The organism is Pseudonocardia charpentierae (assembly GCF_031845345.1).
GTDB classification, from domain to species: domain Bacteria; phylum Actinomycetota; class Actinomycetes; order Mycobacteriales; family Pseudonocardiaceae; genus Pseudonocardia; species Pseudonocardia charpentierae.
Genome location: NZ_JAVREJ010000038.1, coordinates 1 through 16,912, shown reverse-complemented (window position 1 = coordinate 16,912; position 16,912 = coordinate 1). Strand labels below are relative to the sequence as shown.

The 16,912-nt window shown below is 66.1% G+C and carries 11 protein-coding genes and 4 pseudogenes; 12 read left to right on the top strand and 3 right to left on the bottom strand.

Annotated elements, in window-relative coordinates:
• Positions 1 to 24: 24 nt before the first annotated feature.
• From RM445_RS29465 to RM445_RS29455, 3 genes and pseudogenes are all read left to right on the top strand, one after another.
• Positions 25 to 354 (top strand): CATRA system-associated protein, encoded by a 330-nt coding sequence (locus RM445_RS29465; RefSeq protein ID WP_311560136.1) that lies wholly within the window; start codon positions 25 to 27, stop codon positions 352 to 354.
• Positions 354 to 1,886 carry a CATRA conflict system CASPASE/TPR repeat-associated protein gene (locus tag RM445_RS29460; protein ID WP_311560135.1) on the top strand — a complete coding sequence of 511 codons (1,533 nt, stop codon included), beginning with the start codon at positions 354 to 356 and terminating at the stop codon, positions 1,884 to 1,886. Before RM445_RS29465 ends, RM445_RS29460 begins: the two co-directional genes overlap by 1 nt.
• Before the next feature lie 215 nt (positions 1,887 to 2,101).
• Positions 2,102 to 3,501, top strand: a pseudogene (locus tag RM445_RS29455) (IS1380 family transposase).
• Positions 3,502 to 3,936: 435 nt separating this feature from the next.
• On the opposite strand, the gene RM445_RS29450 reads toward RM445_RS29455, so the two are convergent.
• Positions 3,937 to 8,268 carry a CHAT domain-containing protein gene (locus RM445_RS29450; protein WP_311560134.1) on the bottom strand — a complete coding sequence of 1,444 codons (4,332 nt, stop codon included), beginning with the start codon at positions 8,266 to 8,268 and terminating at the stop codon, positions 3,937 to 3,939.
• A gap of 533 nt (positions 8,269 to 8,801) precedes the next feature.
• Positions 8,802 to 9,011 carry a hypothetical protein gene (locus RM445_RS29445; RefSeq protein ID WP_311560133.1) on the bottom strand — a complete coding sequence of 70 codons (210 nt, stop codon included), beginning with the start codon at positions 9,009 to 9,011 and terminating at the stop codon, positions 8,802 to 8,804.
• 266 nt (positions 9,012 to 9,277) lie between these two features.
• Here RM445_RS29445 and RM445_RS29440 point away from each other — a divergent pair.
• The 9 genes and pseudogenes from RM445_RS29440 to RM445_RS29405 all read left to right on the top strand — a co-directional run.
• Positions 9,278 to 9,652: pseudogene (locus tag RM445_RS29440) on the top strand (helix-turn-helix domain-containing protein); the annotation flags it as partial.
• Between the two features lie 281 nt (positions 9,653 to 9,933).
• Positions 9,934 to 10,986: an IS110 family transposase gene (locus RM445_RS29435; protein WP_449619195.1), complete on the top strand. Its 1,053-nt coding sequence runs from the start codon at positions 9,934 to 9,936 to the stop codon at positions 10,984 to 10,986.
• A gap of 16 nt (positions 10,987 to 11,002) precedes the next feature.
• A pseudogene (locus RM445_RS29430) lies at positions 11,003 to 11,422 on the top strand (transposase family protein); the annotation flags it as partial.
• Positions 11,423 to 11,548: 126 nt separating this feature from the next.
• Complete coding sequence (locus tag RM445_RS29425) at positions 11,549 to 11,680, top strand: hypothetical protein (protein WP_311560132.1); 132 nt, start codon at positions 11,549 to 11,551, stop codon at positions 11,678 to 11,680.
• A gap of 141 nt (positions 11,681 to 11,821) precedes the next feature.
• Positions 11,822 to 12,370, top strand: a complete 549-nt coding sequence (locus tag RM445_RS29420) for a DUF6624 domain-containing protein (RefSeq protein WP_311560131.1) — start codon at positions 11,822 to 11,824, stop codon at positions 12,368 to 12,370.
• Between the two features lie 133 nt (positions 12,371 to 12,503).
• Positions 12,504 to 13,283: pseudogene (locus RM445_RS32630) on the top strand (IS110 family transposase); the annotation flags it as partial.
• 79 nt (positions 13,284 to 13,362) lie between these two features.
• Positions 13,363 to 14,382, top strand: a complete 1,020-nt coding sequence (locus RM445_RS29415; RefSeq protein ID WP_311560130.1) for an IS110 family RNA-guided transposase — start codon at positions 13,363 to 13,365, stop codon at positions 14,380 to 14,382.
• A gap of 438 nt (positions 14,383 to 14,820) precedes the next feature.
• On the top strand, positions 14,821 to 15,057 hold the full coding sequence (locus tag RM445_RS29410; RefSeq protein WP_311560129.1) for a hypothetical protein: 237 nt from the start codon (positions 14,821 to 14,823) through the stop codon (positions 15,055 to 15,057).
• A 990-nt stretch (positions 15,058 to 16,047) separates the two neighbouring features.
• Positions 16,048 to 16,809, top strand: a complete 762-nt coding sequence (locus RM445_RS29405) for an IS630 family transposase (protein ID WP_311560128.1) — start codon at positions 16,048 to 16,050, stop codon at positions 16,807 to 16,809.
• Between the two features lie 7 nt (positions 16,810 to 16,816).
• Here the strand turns inward: RM445_RS29405 and RM445_RS32625 are convergent.
• The coding region (locus tag RM445_RS32625; RefSeq protein WP_397469430.1) for an IS3 family transposase at positions 16,817 to 16,912 on the bottom strand (96 nt) is incomplete at its 5' end.

Below are 16,912 nucleotides of genomic sequence, written 5' to 3'. Positions count from 1 at the left end.
GACGACGCCGATAGAGTTCGGTTTATGAGGGGCGACATCGATGGCCCGGCGCCGACGCCGATCGACCCGGACGTGCGGAGCGACGCTCTCGACGTCTTGCAGGACGCCGTGCAGTGGCGGCTAGCCGAGACGCGGTGGGCCGTAATCGGTTCCGTGGTCTCCAGACTGGCCGCGGCGGTGTGCACAGGTGACGGTGACCGGACACGGACCGCGGTCGCCGAGCTGGAGCTGCTCGGCCCGGTCCGGGCCACGCCAGTCGGCCGCACCCCTACCGTGCCGCCGCCGGACGCCGTCCGGGAGGAGATCAACGAGCTAGTGCATACCCTGGACGGCCGCTCCGAACCGTCGCCGTAGTGCCGCGCCACGCGTCGCTGCAGGGCGAGGAGCTGGTGGCTCACGTGTTCGTGGCCGCGAGTGCCCCCTCGTGGGAGGTCGACCGGACTTGGGTACTCGATCTGTGGCACCGCTGCAGCGACCGCTTCGGTCTCGACGCCGTGGCGGGCCATGACCGGAAGCCGCCCGACGAGCTCACAGCCACGGCAGCTCCCGGGGGCCTGCTCGCGCTGCGCGGCGGCACGGGCTCAGGGGTGCATCAGGTCGCGCTCCGCAGGCTGCGCGACGTGGTGGTGCTCTCGGTCGTCCGGTCGCCGGGTGCGGGGCAGCCGGAGGGCTGGTCGGAGCTGGAGGCCGAGTGGGACGCGGTACTGCGGCCGCCGACCCCCGGGGTGGTCGGCGAGGTCCGGATCCTGCAGGCGCGCCTGGCCGACCCGGCGGCCCGGCTCGATCCCGCGGCGCTCGGGCCCGTCGTGGAGGCGGCCGCCGGGACGCCCGGGGAGTGGGCCCGCACCGGGGTGCTTCGCGACGCCGTGCCGCTGGGTCCCTTCGCGGTATGGGAGGTGCCCGACCCGGCGCAGACGGCATGGGACACGCGCGCCGCACGACGGCTCATCGTCGTGGCACCGGCCGACGGGGACGATCAGCTTAGCGCCTGGACGTGGAGCCGCGGCACGCCGGAGCTCACCCCCCTGGCCTCCTACCTGCTGCATGCGGCGAAGCTCCGCTACGAGCTGCGCGTCCGTGCGGCGGCCATGGTCCGCGACCTGCGCGTCAGCGTCGACGCGGAGATCGGCCCGCTGCTGCGGCTGACCGACGAGGTGGCGACGGGCCGCGACCCGGACGTTCGCGCGCTGAGTGCGGCGTCGGCGCGGCTGGTCAAGCTGCAAGCCGGTGACCTCGGTCTGGCCAACCGGTCGAGCCGGCTGCGGGAGATGCGACGCACGGTGGAGATCGCGGCACGGAACATGGCCGCGTACCGCGGTCCGGAGCAGCCCACCGGCCTTATCGACGACGACGCCGGGCTCGCCGACTGGGCGGCCCGGCAGCTCGACAACGACGTGACCTACCTCGAGGCCGCGCTGGACCGCACGCGCAGTGTGGTGGCGTTGGCCGACCAGCTCGTGCAGCGCGGACTGCAGGACCGGCGCGAACGCTTCAACCTGGGCCTCACCGGCGTCGTGGGCGCGGTCCTGATGGTGCTGGCCGCGATGCAAAGCTTGAAGCTGGAGTTCACGCTGCCGAAGCCGCTGCTGGCCGGGGTCGTCAGCGGCCTCGGGGCGCTAGCCCTGCTGGTGCCGGCCCTACTGGTACGCCTCGCGGCCCCCGACCGCCGGTCGTCGCGGGCCTTCGTGTCCGTCGCCGTCGCCCTGCTCGCCGGCACGCTGCCGTGGATCGTATTGAGCGTCCGAGCCAATGCCGCCGGAACGGCGGTAGCGACAGTGCCGATCGTCGGCTGGGGTGTGGTGGTTGCCGCGGTGGCAGCGGGGGTCACCTGGCTCGTTTTGCGGCCCTGGTCGGCCACTGCCGCCTGCTCCGCAGAAGCGGGTTGACGAGGTGTGCGAGGTACACGAACCTGCTGTTCGGAAGATGTGTTCGGCCGGCATCGTATCTGTTCAAGTCCGCGGAGCCATCGTCAGAGTCAGCCTGGATCCACCGTCGCGATTGCTCGGTGAGGGTGGGCCGTAACGCACGAATACCCTTCTGAGCTGGGACGATGTGACTTGCTGAAGGTCCACATCAACCCGCCGAGAAGGGCATTCGCTGGGTGCGACTATTCCACGCTCGTCGCGCGGTCGGCGCGCGGTTCGACGATCCGAATCTCGTGTCGTGCGCCGGGCTGGTGCTGGTCATGGCGCTGGCGCAGCGGTGCGGCCTGGGCGCGCTGCTCGGCGACCGGCTCACGGTCGCCGCGGCGGGTGGCGCGAACGCCGCGGCGAAGATCCTCGCCCTGGTCGCTGGGATGGTCTGCGGCGCGGACTCGATCGACGACATGGACTTGCTGCGCCACGGCGGGATGGGCCGGCTGTTCCTCGGGGTACGGGCCCCGTCCACGCTGGGGACGTTCCTGCGGCTATTCACCTTCGGCCATGTCCGCCAGCTCGACGCCGTCGCCGCCGGACTGCTGACCCGCCTGGCCGCCAGCACACCAGCCCTGCCCGGCGCTGACCAACTGGTGTTCGTCGACATCGACGACACCGTGCGCCAGACCTACGGCTACGCCAAGCAGGGCGCCGGACGCGGCTACACGGGGATCAAGGGGCTCAACGCCCTGTTGGCGGTCGTGTCCACCCCGCTGTCCGCGCCGTTGATCGCCGCGACCCGGCTGCGCAAGGGTTCGACCAACTCCGCCCGCGGCGCGGCGAAACTGCTGGCCGATACGCTGGCCACCGTGCGGCGGGCCGGCGCGGCCGGGCTGGTGCTGATGCGCGCCGACTCCGCCTACTACGGGTGCGACATCGTGGCCGCCTGCCGCCGGGCGGGTGCCCGGTTTCGGTGACCGCGCGACTGACCCCGACCGTGGTCAGGGCGATCACCAGCATTGACGAGCAGGCCTGGGTGCCGATCCGCTACCCCAGCGCGATCTACGACGAGAACGAGCAACGGTGGATTTCCGACGCCGAGGTCGCCGAGATCGGCTTTACCGCCTTCACCAATCGGCGCCGCCACGAGCACGTCACCGCCCGGCTGATCGTGCGCCGGGTCCGCCGGCTCAACCCGGCCACCGCACCGACCGGACAGACCAGCACGCAGGGCGAGTTGTTCGCCGCCTACCGCTACCACGCCGTGTTCACCGACGGCGCCGAGCCGATGCTGGCCGCCGAGGCCACCCACCGCGACCACGCCATCGTCGAGCAGGTCATCGCCGAGCTGAAGAACGGCGCGCTCGCGCACCTGCCCTCGGGAGTATTCACCGCCAACGCCGCCTGGCTGGTCTGCGCCGCGATCGCGCACAACCTCACCCGCGCCGCTGGCGCCCTGGCCGGTGGCCGCCACGTCCGCTCCCGCACCGCCACGATCCGCGCCCAACTGATCAACACCCCAGCCCGGATCGCACACTCCGCCCACCGGCAGATCCTGCACCTGCCGATGAACTGGCCGTGGGAGACCGGGCTCGACGAGCTGTTCCGCCGCGCCCTGCACGACCCACTACCCGCAGCCGCCTGACGACCGCCCACAAGGCCCGATCGGAGAACTCCAGTGGAAGCGCCGGGCAGACCGGCAGCTCAACCACGACCCCGCACCAACGCCACCCACAACAAGATCCGCTACAAGCGGAATCACTGACCATCGGTGGATCGAGGCTCAGGCGGGGTCGCGCTAGCGCCTGGGTGGTCCGGATCCAAGCTGCCGATCCGTATCTGCCCACTGGCAACACCATGAAGGTCAAGCTGACTGAGACCTCGACTTTCGAGCATCGGCATGAGCGCCATCGTGCACCCACGTCAGGTCTATGCCTGCTGCTCCTTCTAAGCGTCGTGCCGGCCAAGAAGAAGGTAGGCCTTGAGGTCGCTCCCGAACTCGTACTTTATCAACTGGCACGACTCAGGTCGGATGCAATCGAACACGGATTCACCCCGTGACGCGCGTTACCGTAGCTACCTACGCGCCGCTATGCACATGACTAGCCCATCCGGGCGAGTATCGTGGATTGTATGCCCGAAGTTCCACTACAGCGTCATGTAGAGCGATCGCGGAGAGCGACGGATCTGGGCTGCCATCCAACGTCAGACGGCTATAGAAGGCCACGGCTAGGTCGGCAGCAAGACCGTCGGCAACGGGCCACAGTGTGCCGACAACCCTACGACATCCCGCCAGCTGAAACCCGCCAGTAATGTGCAACGCTTCGTCAACGCGCCACGGCGCCGATTGGGTCGTGCTACAGGCAGATAGAAAGGCGAGCTCCAGGGGCAGTTGAAGCCCTGAGAGCTGCGATACCGTTAGCGGTGCTGCCTCGTGGTCGTGAAGCAATAATCGCGCCCTCCCTGGATCACTCGCGTCACCGACACCATGACATGCAAAGTGAGCGACTGCGCATTGCTGGAGCGCAGCCAGTACGCTCTCTCGGGTGGCTTGACCGTTCGTCAGCACGACACTAGAAGGAATTAGCTGCTTCAGCTCGGCAGCCTCCCGGGCAACCGCACCGAGTCGTTCAGCGTTTGGCGTATCTGGCATCGCCACGACGACGGTAGAAGCTTTCTCGATTATGGAAGTACGTCTGGCATGACCGAGAGCGAGAATCGTCGGCGTGTATGACGAGACCGCACGATCCATTGTACTGCGACCCGACTCGTCGAGTGCGCCGTCCGATCGTGTATGGTAACCCGCTGCATGAAGCGGGAGATAGACAGCCAGGCCAGCAGGGCACCACCATATGTGCGGAAGATCAGCCCCTGATGCACCAGGTTGCGGCGGTAGCTCAAGAATTGCCATTACAGGTTCGACAACCGCGTCCCAGAGCCATTCCAGAGTCCGATTCACAGTGCTCACCGCTGCTATTCGACCAGCTAAACGCTGGTCCGTGACAGCTTCTAGGAGCCTGGACACGATACGACGCAAAGAGTCGCTCGTCAGCGCCGGAAGGTCGACGACGCGGACGCCAGCTCTCGTGACTATAAGGGCGTGCCCACCATCACTTTCCGATGTAACGTACACAACCGGGTCGTTTCCTGCATATTGACGCAGTTCTGCGCAGCTGGCGGGCTTGCGAAAGTCGGCGAAGCCGTGATTGCGGATGCGAGCGACCAGCTTCACCCAGGCGGCTGCCAACTTTGCCCGATCACTTCTAAGGGCGGCCGCATTCGTGCGTCCCAGCCATGCGAGGGTTGACGCTGGGTCGTTGGTCCGATCAGCGTCCGAGAAGTACGGGCCCGAATTCAGTCCTCGTATCTGGAACATGATCTGATCGTACTCAGCTGCCAATTCAGGCGCGTGTCCTCGTAACTCGGACAACTCACCCCGTGGATCTAGACCCTCTGCTAAAAGCAGGCCTCGCGCCTCTTCTAGCAGTTCGACCGCCCGTTCGCCAAGGTTGGAGCCCGCGACTGCTTCTTGACGCAGCGCCATAGCTGCTGCAGCTGAGCCTAGTCCTGTTACTCCACTCAGCCGATGCTCCCGATCCTCCCGCTCTAAGGACAGCGGTGCCAGATCAGTAAGTAAGCTGACAGCTCGCTCCAAATCGTCCAAAGCTTCTTTCGGCTGGCCATTGCTTGCCGTGAGGACAGCGCGAGACCGGTAGGCCGCGATACGGCCGCGGATTGGCGCTTCCGCGTCCTGCGCGACCGCCGCCAACGTCTCAGCCGCCTCGACGTAAACGTCCGGCGCCTTCGTGACCCCATGCAGCTGCTTAAGGGCATCGGCGAGGGCAAATCTTGCCTCATACTTCCCTGAGGAGGACGTGCATTCCATCGCTCCGCGAGCGACGGCGACGGCCTCATGGGCCAGCTCCGGAACTCCCGCGACGTCAAACATCTCCCCCAGAGCGCCGGCCAGATTGGCGAGCACAGTCGGCAGGACTGTAGTCGGGCAGTCATTGTGGAGTACTCGGCGAAGCCGATCGACCGCTTCTTGCCGCGGGCCAATGTCGCCTGATAACGCTGAATACTGCCTTAGGAGGACGGCAAGGGTATTATCGAGGTGAGCAGCATCGGCGTGGTCTGCGGGAACCCTATCGACGGCGTCCCGCGCTGCATCAACAGCGGCGGCCAGCATCGCGGGTTCATGGTCACGGAGATAAAGCTCATAACTGATCTGGCATCGCGTTCCCATTTCGGTTAACCAGTAAGCACCTGACGCCTCGACGGACGGAGCCTCGTGGAATAGACTAGCGGCCTGGTCTAGATACGACCTCTGATCGGTTAGGCGATATTGGGCTATCAACGTCGAGGCATAGTTGGCGCGGTACATCGAGTACTCTACGCGCCGCAGAGGAGTCAGATCCAGAGCTTCTTTTTGAGCGGACTCTGCCTCATCGAGAAGCGCAGGATCACTGGTTTCATGAAACATCTGTTTAAGCGCTACTGCCAGGTTGTTGTACGCTTCCGCATTTACTTTCGGGTCAACACCGCGCGATATTACTGACTGTCGGCCAGCCGCAACCGCCTCCGTCAGTAGTTGAAGTTCACCGAACTGACTGTGCGCATTGGTTAGGACATAGCACAGATCGGAGTGGTGATTTCGTGGCCAGCCGGGTAGTTGTGCCGATTCGCGCACCGCCGTTCGCGCCGCAGCCATCGCCCGAATCAGGGTTTCGGAATCACGAGTCTGCCTAAACAACTCACAAAGACTTACACCTAGTTGACCTTGCAGCCGAAAAACCCACGGCCAGTCTTGTGGGCATTCGGCGACTGCTTCGCGAATTGCGTCAACAGCCTCCTGCAGCGCGTGCAAATCTCCAGTAGTCTCGTAGATACTCTGCAGCACTAGAGCTTTGTTCAACGTTAGTGAGAGCTTGCTGTTAAGCCCCAGGGGCTCCAGCGCGGCAGCTTTACGGAGGATCGCGAGCGCCTCCTTCAGGGATTCGAAATCGCCTGACTCGCGGTGTACAGTTTCGAGCATCATGGCCAGCAGGGTCATGACCTCAACTGCGGAGATCATACTGTCCGAAGCTTCATCGTCTAGCAGACCCCGCATCTCGTCCGCGCACTCGAGGATTGGCTCTAGTGCTTCACCGGATCGGAATTGTGCTAGAGTCGCCCATCCATTGAGCCAAACGTATTGCCCATACGCGGGATGCTTGCATGAAATTTTCCCGTGCATCTCCGCTAGTAGTGCTGCCGCATGGGTCGCCAAAGATCGTGCCGCGCACTTGTCGTGGGCGAGCTTGATACCTCCTGCAAATTTGAGAATGTATTCGAATTTGAATGACCCTGCAGAGAAGACTTCGCAGAAGCTGGAACGCAACTGAAGTAACTCATCGGCCACGAGTGGATCTCCGGTGTACCCGTAAAGGTGTGCGAGAGCGGTACCCAACCCGGCTTTGCCATCACCCCAACCATCGTTCCGATCTCGACGATAGGTGAAACTTTGGCGAAATGCGTCGGCCGACCGATTGAATAGCGCTACCTGGCCGGTGTCCACCTCAAGCGAGAGTTCCCATTGATAGCAGCCCAGGTTGTGCCACCAAACCCAACGGCGAAGCTCCTCCGGGCATACCGCAATGAGCCTCTCTAGGTGCCCAATGGCTTCGATTAGTGCGGCCACTTCGCCTGATGTCTCGTACAGAAGATGGCAGGCCTCATAGAGGCGGTCTAGATTCGCTAGATAGCCGTCAGATTGCCACTGTGACGGACGCTCTCTATCCTGCTGTAACGTCGTGATCCGACGCAGGATACCAACGCGCTCGCGTAGAATTATTGCTTCTATGGGCCATTTCTTCAGAACCTCATCAAGGCTATTTAGGTCGGCTAACTCCTCGTCCTCCGTCTGTCGTAAACTCGATGCGCTCCGCCACATGTCCGTGGCGGCAGCAAGATCTTTATGTTCACCTGTGCGACCGTGTCGGCTCACGAGAAGAAAAGCGAGAGTTGTTAGAACCTTCGGGTATTGGTCGTCATCTCTGGCGACGATCTCGAGTGCTTGCTCGGCCAACTGAATAGCCTCGTCGAGAAGATCCGGATTGTCGCCGACCATGTACGCGTCATGTAGTGCTTGTGCGAGCCGGGCCAGCGCACCTACACGTCTTATGTCATCGTGAAATAGTTTCATCACCCGTCGAAGGTGGCCAATCAGACGATTTAGGTCCGCGAGGTCGCCGGTCATGTCGTGCAATCTACTATCGATATTTATTACATATACTAGTAGCTTTATCTCATTTTGCGAGCCCTCATCAACCAGCTCGAGGATGCCGTCCGCTAATACTGTCGCCTGACGTAATAACGTGACATCGGAATTGGCTTCAGCGCGTCGGGCGAGAAGAATGAGCTTGTCCGCCAACGTTTGCGGGTCGGCGAGTGCTCGACCTGGGTTCTCGCACACCCAATGCAGCTCGGACGGCACAAGGGAGGCATCTACGGCATAAATGGACTGAAACGTTCTGCCCAATGTTAGTAAAGCGTCGGATCGATCAGCAAATAATCCCGCCTGATATCGGGCGTAAAGCAGTTTCCCGAGCGTGGCTCTTGCCTCGAGGTCACCTTTATCGGCCGCCGTTGCAAGCAACGCTATAAGCCAACGCGCAGACCTCCCATCGAGGTAATTCTTGTCATTCGTTGCCGTCCACGCGTCGATCCTATTTCGTGCGTCAGTAAGAAGACGTTGCCTACGTGCGCCAGCCCGAAACTTCACAGAGGCCCCTTCTGCTGTTGAGCATCTCGCTCCGTCTGTTGCTGAGCTTCCCGCCGACGCGGCACCTACGCCGGCAGCGTCCGGTCCCCGTCCGGGCCGTGGTCGGGGACTGTGTGGGGATGGCCGACCGCGGTGTACACAGTCGCCCGCACGGCGGTGAACTCGGCCATCGGCCACACCACCTACACACCCGGTTCGGGCCGCGTCTGCTGGTGGAGCTGCAGGACGTCGATCCGTTCCTGGCCAGATGCGCCGAGCGCAGTCAGCTGGAGCTTCAGTGTCTGGACGTCGGGCCGATGCTCCGGCTTGGTGGTGTAGTTCAGTGCCGCGCCCCGCGAAAGCCCGGGTGTCTGGCCGACTGTGTCGTAGCTCAGCTTCTTGTTCGTCCGCATCTGTTGAAGCAGGGCACACGAGGCCGTCGCGGCAGTGCTGGCCTTGTCGCCTGGCCTCGGCTCGGGCGGAGTCGACACCGACCCAGCTTCTCAGGCCCGATGCGACAGAGCGAGATCCGGTGTCGCGCGCGGCCTTCACCCACTGAGCCTTTTCCAACCTGCTGACGACTAGGCTGTCGAGCTGCGGCGTGGCGTCCCCGAGATGAGTGAAGCCCCTGGTAGACGGGCGATTGACTAGATCAACTCGTCCCACCAGGAGCTTCAGGGTGCTTGTCTACCCGTCCTCGATGCAGGTGTCCAACCGCGCCCTGCAGACCCTCGCTGACGCATTACGCCACCACCGCACGATCCTGGGCAGTCGGTGGCGTCGACTGCCAGCCGGAAGGCAAGCGTTGCTGGTGCTGGCGCACTTGAACAAAGGCGAGACCTACACCGCACTCGCCAACGGGTTCGGCGTCGGCACGACCACGGTGTTCCGCTACGTGCGCGAAGGCGTCGACGTCCTCGCCGCCACCGCGCCGACCCTGGACGAGGCACTCGACCTGGCCCGCCGCAAGGCATTCGTGATCCTCGACGGCACACTGCTGCCGATTGATCGCGTCGCCATGGCCTCGGGCCACGACCGCGCCTTCTACTCCGGCTGTGAAGATCAGAGCGCGTCGCCGCGGAGCTCGGTCTGACCCGTACTCTGGCTGGCCCTTTTGGTGCCCTGTGCTTGATCTGTCGGCCGGGCTCGCGGCGGCGCTGCCGCCGCATTGGCAAGGGCGTGTCCCGATAGGGGCTTTGCGCTGCACCGCAGGGCATCGTCACAGTCCTGACCGCCCCGCCGGCTCGGCTGCAGCCACCCTTCCTCGGGATCAGGGAGAAGACTGTCGTGAGCGTGCCGCCGGCCGGCCCGGCCAAGACCAACGACGACCAGGTCGTGCTGGGCGTCGACACCCATAAGGACGTCCACGTCGCCGTGGTGCTGAGCATTCTGGGTCTGCGCCTGGCGGCCTGCGAGTTCCCGACCACGAGGACCGGCTACCGCGCCATGCTCACCTGGGCGCGCTCGTTCGGCCCGCTGCACCGGGCCGGCGTGGAGGGCACAGGATCCTATGGCGCCGCGCTGACCCGGCTCCTTCGCGCCGAGGGCGTGCAGGTGACCGAGGTCAACCGACCGGACCGGTCGGCGCGACGCCGACGGGGCAAGAGCGACGTCGTCGACGCCGAGAGTGCCGCCCGCGCCGTGCTGGCCGAAGACGCGACGGCGGTGCCGAAGAGCGCCGATGGGCCGGTCGAGGCGATGCGCATCCTCAAGACCGCGAAGGACTCCGCGGTCAAGGCCCGGGTCCAGGCGATCAACCAGCTCAAAGCGGTGCTGGTCAGCGCCGACCCCGCACTGCGGGAAGCCCTGAACCCCCTGTCAACCAGCCAGCTCATCGCTCGCTGCGCCGAGCTGACCACCGGCGCCGATGACAACCGCCACGACGACGTCAGCGCGGCCACCGTCCATACGCTGCGCCACCTTGCGCGCCGAGTCCACTACCTCGAGGCCGAGATCCACGATCTGCGGCGACGCATCGCCGCCGCGGTCGAGTCCGCCGCACCGCAACTGCTGGACGTCAGCGGCATCGGCCCCGACGCCGCCGCCACGCTACTGATCGCGGCCGGCGACAATCCCGACCGGCTCACCGGCGAAGCGTCGTTCGCCGCTCTCTGCGGGGTCAGCCCCGTCGAGGCGTCGTCCGGCAAGACCCAGCGGCGCCGCCTCAACCGCGGAGGCCATCGCCAGGCCAACGCAGCCCTTTACCGAGCCGTACTCATCGGACTGCGCTGGAACCCCAGGACACGCGAGTACGCCCGACGACGAACCGCAGAAGGGCGGACGAAAAGGGAGATCATCCGCTGCCTGAAGCGCTATCTCGCGCGCACGGTCTACCGGATCATCATCGCAGCAGGCACAGCGAACGCCCGGCGAGTCTCGACGACTTGACATACATAGGGGTATCAAACACAAGCGGCACGGGGTCAACGTGCAGGTCCTGGCCGACCCGGCCGGCCGGCTGGTGTGGGCCTCACCGGCGCTGCCCGGAGCACGACACCACCTGGGCGCCGCCCGCGAGCACGGCCTGATCGACGGGCTCAACGCCGCCGAGGTCCGGGTCGTCGCCGATACCGCCTATCAGGGCGGCGGGCCGGCGATCCGGGTGCCGCAGCGTCGACGCCGGGCCGATCCCGACACCGGCCGCCTCCGCCGCCTGTCCCGGGCGCAGAAGGAGGTCAACGCCGCCCACGCCCGCCAGCGCGGTCCGGGAGAGCGAGCGAACGCCCAGCTCAAGTCCTGGAGGGTCCTCCGCCGTATCCGCAGCTGCCCCGCCCGAGCAACGAACCTCGTCAAGGCCGTGACGGTGCTGATCCAGACCAACTGAAGTCAAGTTGGAAAGGGCTCACTGTTCGCAGGCTTGGACGGTGGATGCGCTGACTTGCGGCGTATCCAGATTGGAGCCACGTCGGCCGGCGAGTCCACCTACCGCCGTCAGCGCCGGGAGCACCCCATGGCCCCCCAGCACCACCACCTCGCTCGACGCGAGCGCCTAACCCTCGCCGCCGCTACCCTGCGCGGCGTCCTGGCCGGCGCGAAACGCGCCGTTCCGAACTGCTTCCTCGGCCGCCTCACCGACAACTGATCACCCAGCACATCGGTGTCCTACTCGGGAATGACCCAGGGTCGTCGCCCGCCGAGCGCTTCAAGTCGGTCGTCGGCCTTCTCGCCTCCGGCACCTGCTGCCGAGTCGGTGACGGGGCCACATGGCAGGGTGGAGGACGCTGTGGAGGACGCGGAGCTGCGGGACGAGCTGCTGCGCCGAGCCGAGGTCGACCAGCAGGCGCGGCGTGCATGCACCCCCCTGTTCGCCAAGGCGCGGGACGGCATGGTGCACCCCGATGACCTGGCCCCGGACGAGCAAGCGATCGTCGACCGGCTCACCGAGGTCGACCGGGACAACACGCGGTGGCTAGGTGAGCTGGTGGAGCGGCGGGGGTGGCCGACGCATTCGCTCGTGGGCGAGCAGGCTGCGGTGTCTGCATGGCTCCTAGCCCAGCACGCGGACCAGGACCCGGCCCTGCAACGACGCTGCCTCGACCTGATGTGCGCAGCGCCGACCGGCGACGTCACGCCCATGTACACCGCGTACCTGACTGACCGCGTTCTCCTCGCCGAGGGCAAGAGCCAGGTCTACGGCACACAGGTGACGTTGGTCGACGGCGAGTACCAGCCGCTGGACCTGCGCGACCCGGAGACGGTCGACGAGCGCCGCGCCGTGGCCGGCCTGTGCACGCTGGCGGAGTACCGAAGGACCATGCACGAAGAGTCGTGACCGAAGGATGTGATGCGATGAGGGAGCGGGGCCTCCGCTCCTCGTGATCCCCGGCTCATGCTCGGGGGGCTCACACCAGCGATTCGAGGAGGCCCCTGTGAGTGAATCGTACGAGGGTCAGCAGATTGTCGGGATGGATCTGCATCGGCGGCGGTCGGTGTTGGTGCGGATGACCGAGACCGGTGAGGTCTTGGAGACGGTGCGGATCTCCAACGACCCGGACTACCTGCGGCAGGTGATGGCCCGCGCCGGCGAGGCGCCTGAGGTGGTCCTGGAGGCCGCCTACGGCTGGTACTGGGCGGCGGACACGCTCGCGGAGCTGGGCGCGAGCGTGCATCTGGCGCACCCGTTGGGGGTGAAGGCGTTCTCCTACCGGCGGGTGAAGAACGACCAGCGCGATGCGGCGGACCTGGCCGATCTGTTGCGGATGGGCCGGCTGCCCGAGGCGTGGATCGCCCCGCCAGCGACCCGGGAGCTGCGGGAGTGGGTGCGGCACCGGGCCAAGCTGGTCGGGCTGCGGTCGAACGTGAAGTGCCAGGTGCACGCGGTGCTGGCCGGCGCCGGGGTGGCGGTGCCAATGAGCGATCTGTTCGGACAGCAGGGCCAGCAGTTGCTCGGGCGGACGCCGTTGTCGCCAGCGGCGCGGGCGCGGGTGAACTCCGCGCAGCGGATCATCACCGCGCTCGACTTCGAGATCGACACCTTCGCCGCGTTGCTGGCCCGCCGGTTGCACCGCGACCCGGGTTATGTCGCGATCCAGCAGATTCCCGGGGTGGGTCCGGTGCTGGCCGCGGTGTTCGTCGCCGAGATTGGGCAGGTGGACCGGTTTCCGGGGCCGGCGCAGTTGGCCAGTTGGGCGGGGCTGACTCCGAAACACTACGAGTCCGACACGACCGTGCACCGCGGTCGGATCACGAAGATGGGATGTGGCGGCCGCGGCGGCGGCTTCCGTTCCCGAGTGGCCGAGAGCGTGGGAGGTCATCATGGCGGTCGTGGGTGGCATCGATATCCATCGAGCCCAGCTGACGTTCGACTACGTAGATCTCGACTCCGGCGAGGTGGTGCGCGGCCGGATCGCCCCGGCCAATCGGGAACGGCTGCGCCACTGGCTGCAACGGTTCGCCGGCCGGGATCAGGTGGCGTTCGCGCTGGAGGGCTGCACCGGTTGGCGGTATGTCGCCGAGGAGCTGGCCCGGGCGGGAATCACCGCGCACGTCGCCGAGCCGGCCGAGACCGCGGCCCGGCGCGGCCCGAAGCGGCGGGCCAAGACCGACCGCAGCGACGCCCAGCTGCTGCGGGAGCTGCTCCTCGAGGGACGGATCCCGGAGTCGTGGATCCCGCCGACCCCGGTGCTCGAGGCCCGTGCGCTGGTCCGGCTCTACAAAGACCTGCTCGATGAGCGGACCGGCTGGCTGCAGCGGGTGCACGCCAGCCTGTTCCACCTGGGCGCACCCGACCTCGACGTCGGGGCCATGTCCGCGGCGGGGCGGGAACGCCTGGCGGTCGCGGAGCTGTCTCCAGCCACCCGCACGGCCGTCGACGTCGCCCTGCGCCAGGTCGACCGGCTCACCACGGACATGACCCGGGTGCGCGAGCAGATCAGCCTGATCGGCCGCCGGCAGCCGGCCTGCCGGGCGTTGCAGGCCGCGCACTACGGGGTCGGGCCGCTGACCGCGGTGGTGATCTGGGCGGAGATGGGTGACACCCGCCGGTTCCACAGCTCTGATGACGCGGTCCGCCACGCCGGGCTCGACGTCACGGTCTACTCCTCCGACGGCCGGCGCAGCGCCGGGCACCTGGCCCGGCAAGGACCACCGATGCTGCGCTGGGCGCTCTATGAGGCCGCGGTCTACGCCGGACGGCCCAGCTCGCCCGACCACCCCTACTCCCAGCAGGTCAAAGCCCGCCTCGGCGGCCAGCTCGCGCTGCTGTCGATGGCCCGCAAACTCGCCCGCCGCTGCCATCACACCCTGCGCAACCTCGACGACCAGGTCCTCGCCCCCGCCGCCTGACCGTGCAGCCCCGGAACTGCGTGTCGCGCCCACTCCCGCCGATGAACCCGCGGTCAGCTCCCGGCAACCCTGTTGCTGCCGGCCTTCGCGCCAGACAGCCGACCAAGAACGAGCGGCCGCGCCCGTCGAGACACCCCGATCGCCATCTTGTCGCCGGACCCGAGCTCCGGGCCAAGCACCCAGATAAGCAGGGGCGCCCGACGCACCCCGGGAAACCCGCGGCCAGGCCCAACCCCGCAAGGAGCACTCTTATGCACCGCACCTGATCCGCTGAAGTGATCTTCTCCGACGCCCGGTGATGATGCGCCAGCCCGGCGCCGCCGTCCAGGCCTCCGGCCGCTGCGCGGTCGGGCTGACGCCCGAGCCTGGACCCCGACGCCACCCTGGCGCGGTCAACCACCGCCGAGAAGATCCAGAAATCACTGGGCAACCAGCGAGTTGACGTCCCGGGTTGCCACAGATAAACAGGGCTCGCGGCTGGTGCGGTGGGCGGCGGTCGAGGCGGTCCAGCGGGTTCCCAAGCACAGCCAGCTGGGTCAGGTCCGCGAGGACGTCGGCCGGCGCCGTGGCCGCAACATCGGGGTCGTGGCCGCCGCCCGCGAGCTGGTCGGGCTGGTCTTCTACGGACTACGCGATCATCACATTCGCTGCCTGTCCGCCCGCCGCGCGGCGTGAGCAGCCCCGCAAGCCGCGGTGGGTGCGGACCGTGCTCGTGTCTGACCCCCGATCCCGGCGTGGTCGCCCCTTTGTGAGTGGTCTCGCCCACCGCAACCTGTCGCAGCACTTCATGCCGCCCGCCGCGGCGAAGGGATGACTCGACGGGCCTCCACGGGTGGGTCTGTCGCAGGCCGGGGAACCGGCGATGAAGCAGGCAATGCACGGCACCGAACAGATCTGAACGTCCGGGAGTACCGCCAGCACCGTTTCTCCGCTGTCCACAGCGTGCGCCGCGCGGCGCCGGCGTCAAGGACCTGCGGCCGCTCCGCGGTCGGCCCTGCGGGCCGATCCCTTGACCCCGACGCCTTACCCGACCCTGCCCAAAAGGCGCGGAGAACGCCACAGGGAAAGATCAACAACGCAAACCCGGGGGTTGACCGGCCCCGCTCCCTCAGGGATGACACCGATATGAGACTGATCTTCCTGATGACACGCTGAGACAACCGCAGCAAATGCAGGTCAGAAGCTCGGGGAATGACAAAAGAGTTGAGACCCTACACCTGTGTAGCGTCTCAAATCGCGTGTCACTATCTCAAATCGGTTGTCGCTCCGACGTCGCTGGCGACTCAGGGCAAAGAGGCACCGGACAACTACTGCAGCATGGCCGGCGTCGATATGTGGCAGTACCACCTACAGCAGATGGTTGTAGCCGATGATCCCATCGCCTACCTCAGGGAGCACGTCTAGCAGGCGCTGAAACACGCTCAGCACTGAGGTTTCACGAAAGGCTACCGTCGGAGACCTTCATCGTGACTGAATAGTCATCGTAGAGAAAGAATCTACCCGAAGTGACATCCTCCTTAATCGTCCCTTTATAGCCGCCAATATGCTCTCTATAAGTGAGCCTAAGTCGAATGTGTTCCTGCCCCACGTCCCCTAAGTTGCGCCTGCTTACCAAGACGAATGTAAGTAAGCTAACTTGATCTTCTTTTTCTGCGACAATGCCGTGTGCGCGACAACGACGGCCGCAAGCTGGACCACCAGACCCTCGAGGCGATGCGGCTCCGGGCGGTGGACGCGGTCGAGTCCGGGGTGCATCCGGAGGATGTCGCCGCGTCGTTGGGCATGGGCCGGGGCACGGTCTACGGGTGGCTGGCCAAGTACCGGGAGGGCGGGCGGGACGCCCTGAAGGCGCGGCCGGTGCCGGGTCGGCCGCCGAAGCTGTCGGGTGAACAGATGCGCCGGCTCTACACGCTGATCGCCGGCGCGGATCCGCGGCAGCTGGAGTTCGGGTTCGCGCTGTGGACCCGGGACATGGTGCGCACGCTGATCCGCCGCGAGTTCCGGATCTCGTTGTCCGCGGTGAGCGTGGGCCGGCTGTTGCGCACCCTGGGGTTGTCGCCGCAGCGGCCGCTGTGGCGGGCCTGGCAGGCCGACCCCGACGCCGTGGCCCGCTGGAGAGAGCAGGAGTTCCCGGCCATCCGCAAGCAGGCGAAGACGGAGGGAGCGACGATCTACTTCAAGCTGATCGCCGACACCGACGGGCCGGTCTACCTGGTCCTGGACGGCCACCCCACCCACCGATCCAAGCTGGTAACGGAGTTCGTCGCCTCCACCAAGGGCCGACTGCGGCTGTTCGTGCTGCCCGCCTACTCCCCGCAGCTCAACCCCGACGAGTGGGTCTGGAAGAACGTCAAACACGACCGGGTCGGGCGCACCAGCGCCACCGGCCCCGACGACTTCAAGGTGGAATGTTCCCGATTTTATTGACATCGGTTTAGGCTGCCAGGTCGGTGAGTTTTCTGAATCCTAGCTCGTATTCGACTGGTGTCAAGTAGTCGAGAGTGGAGTGCCGCCGGCGGCGGTTGTAGTA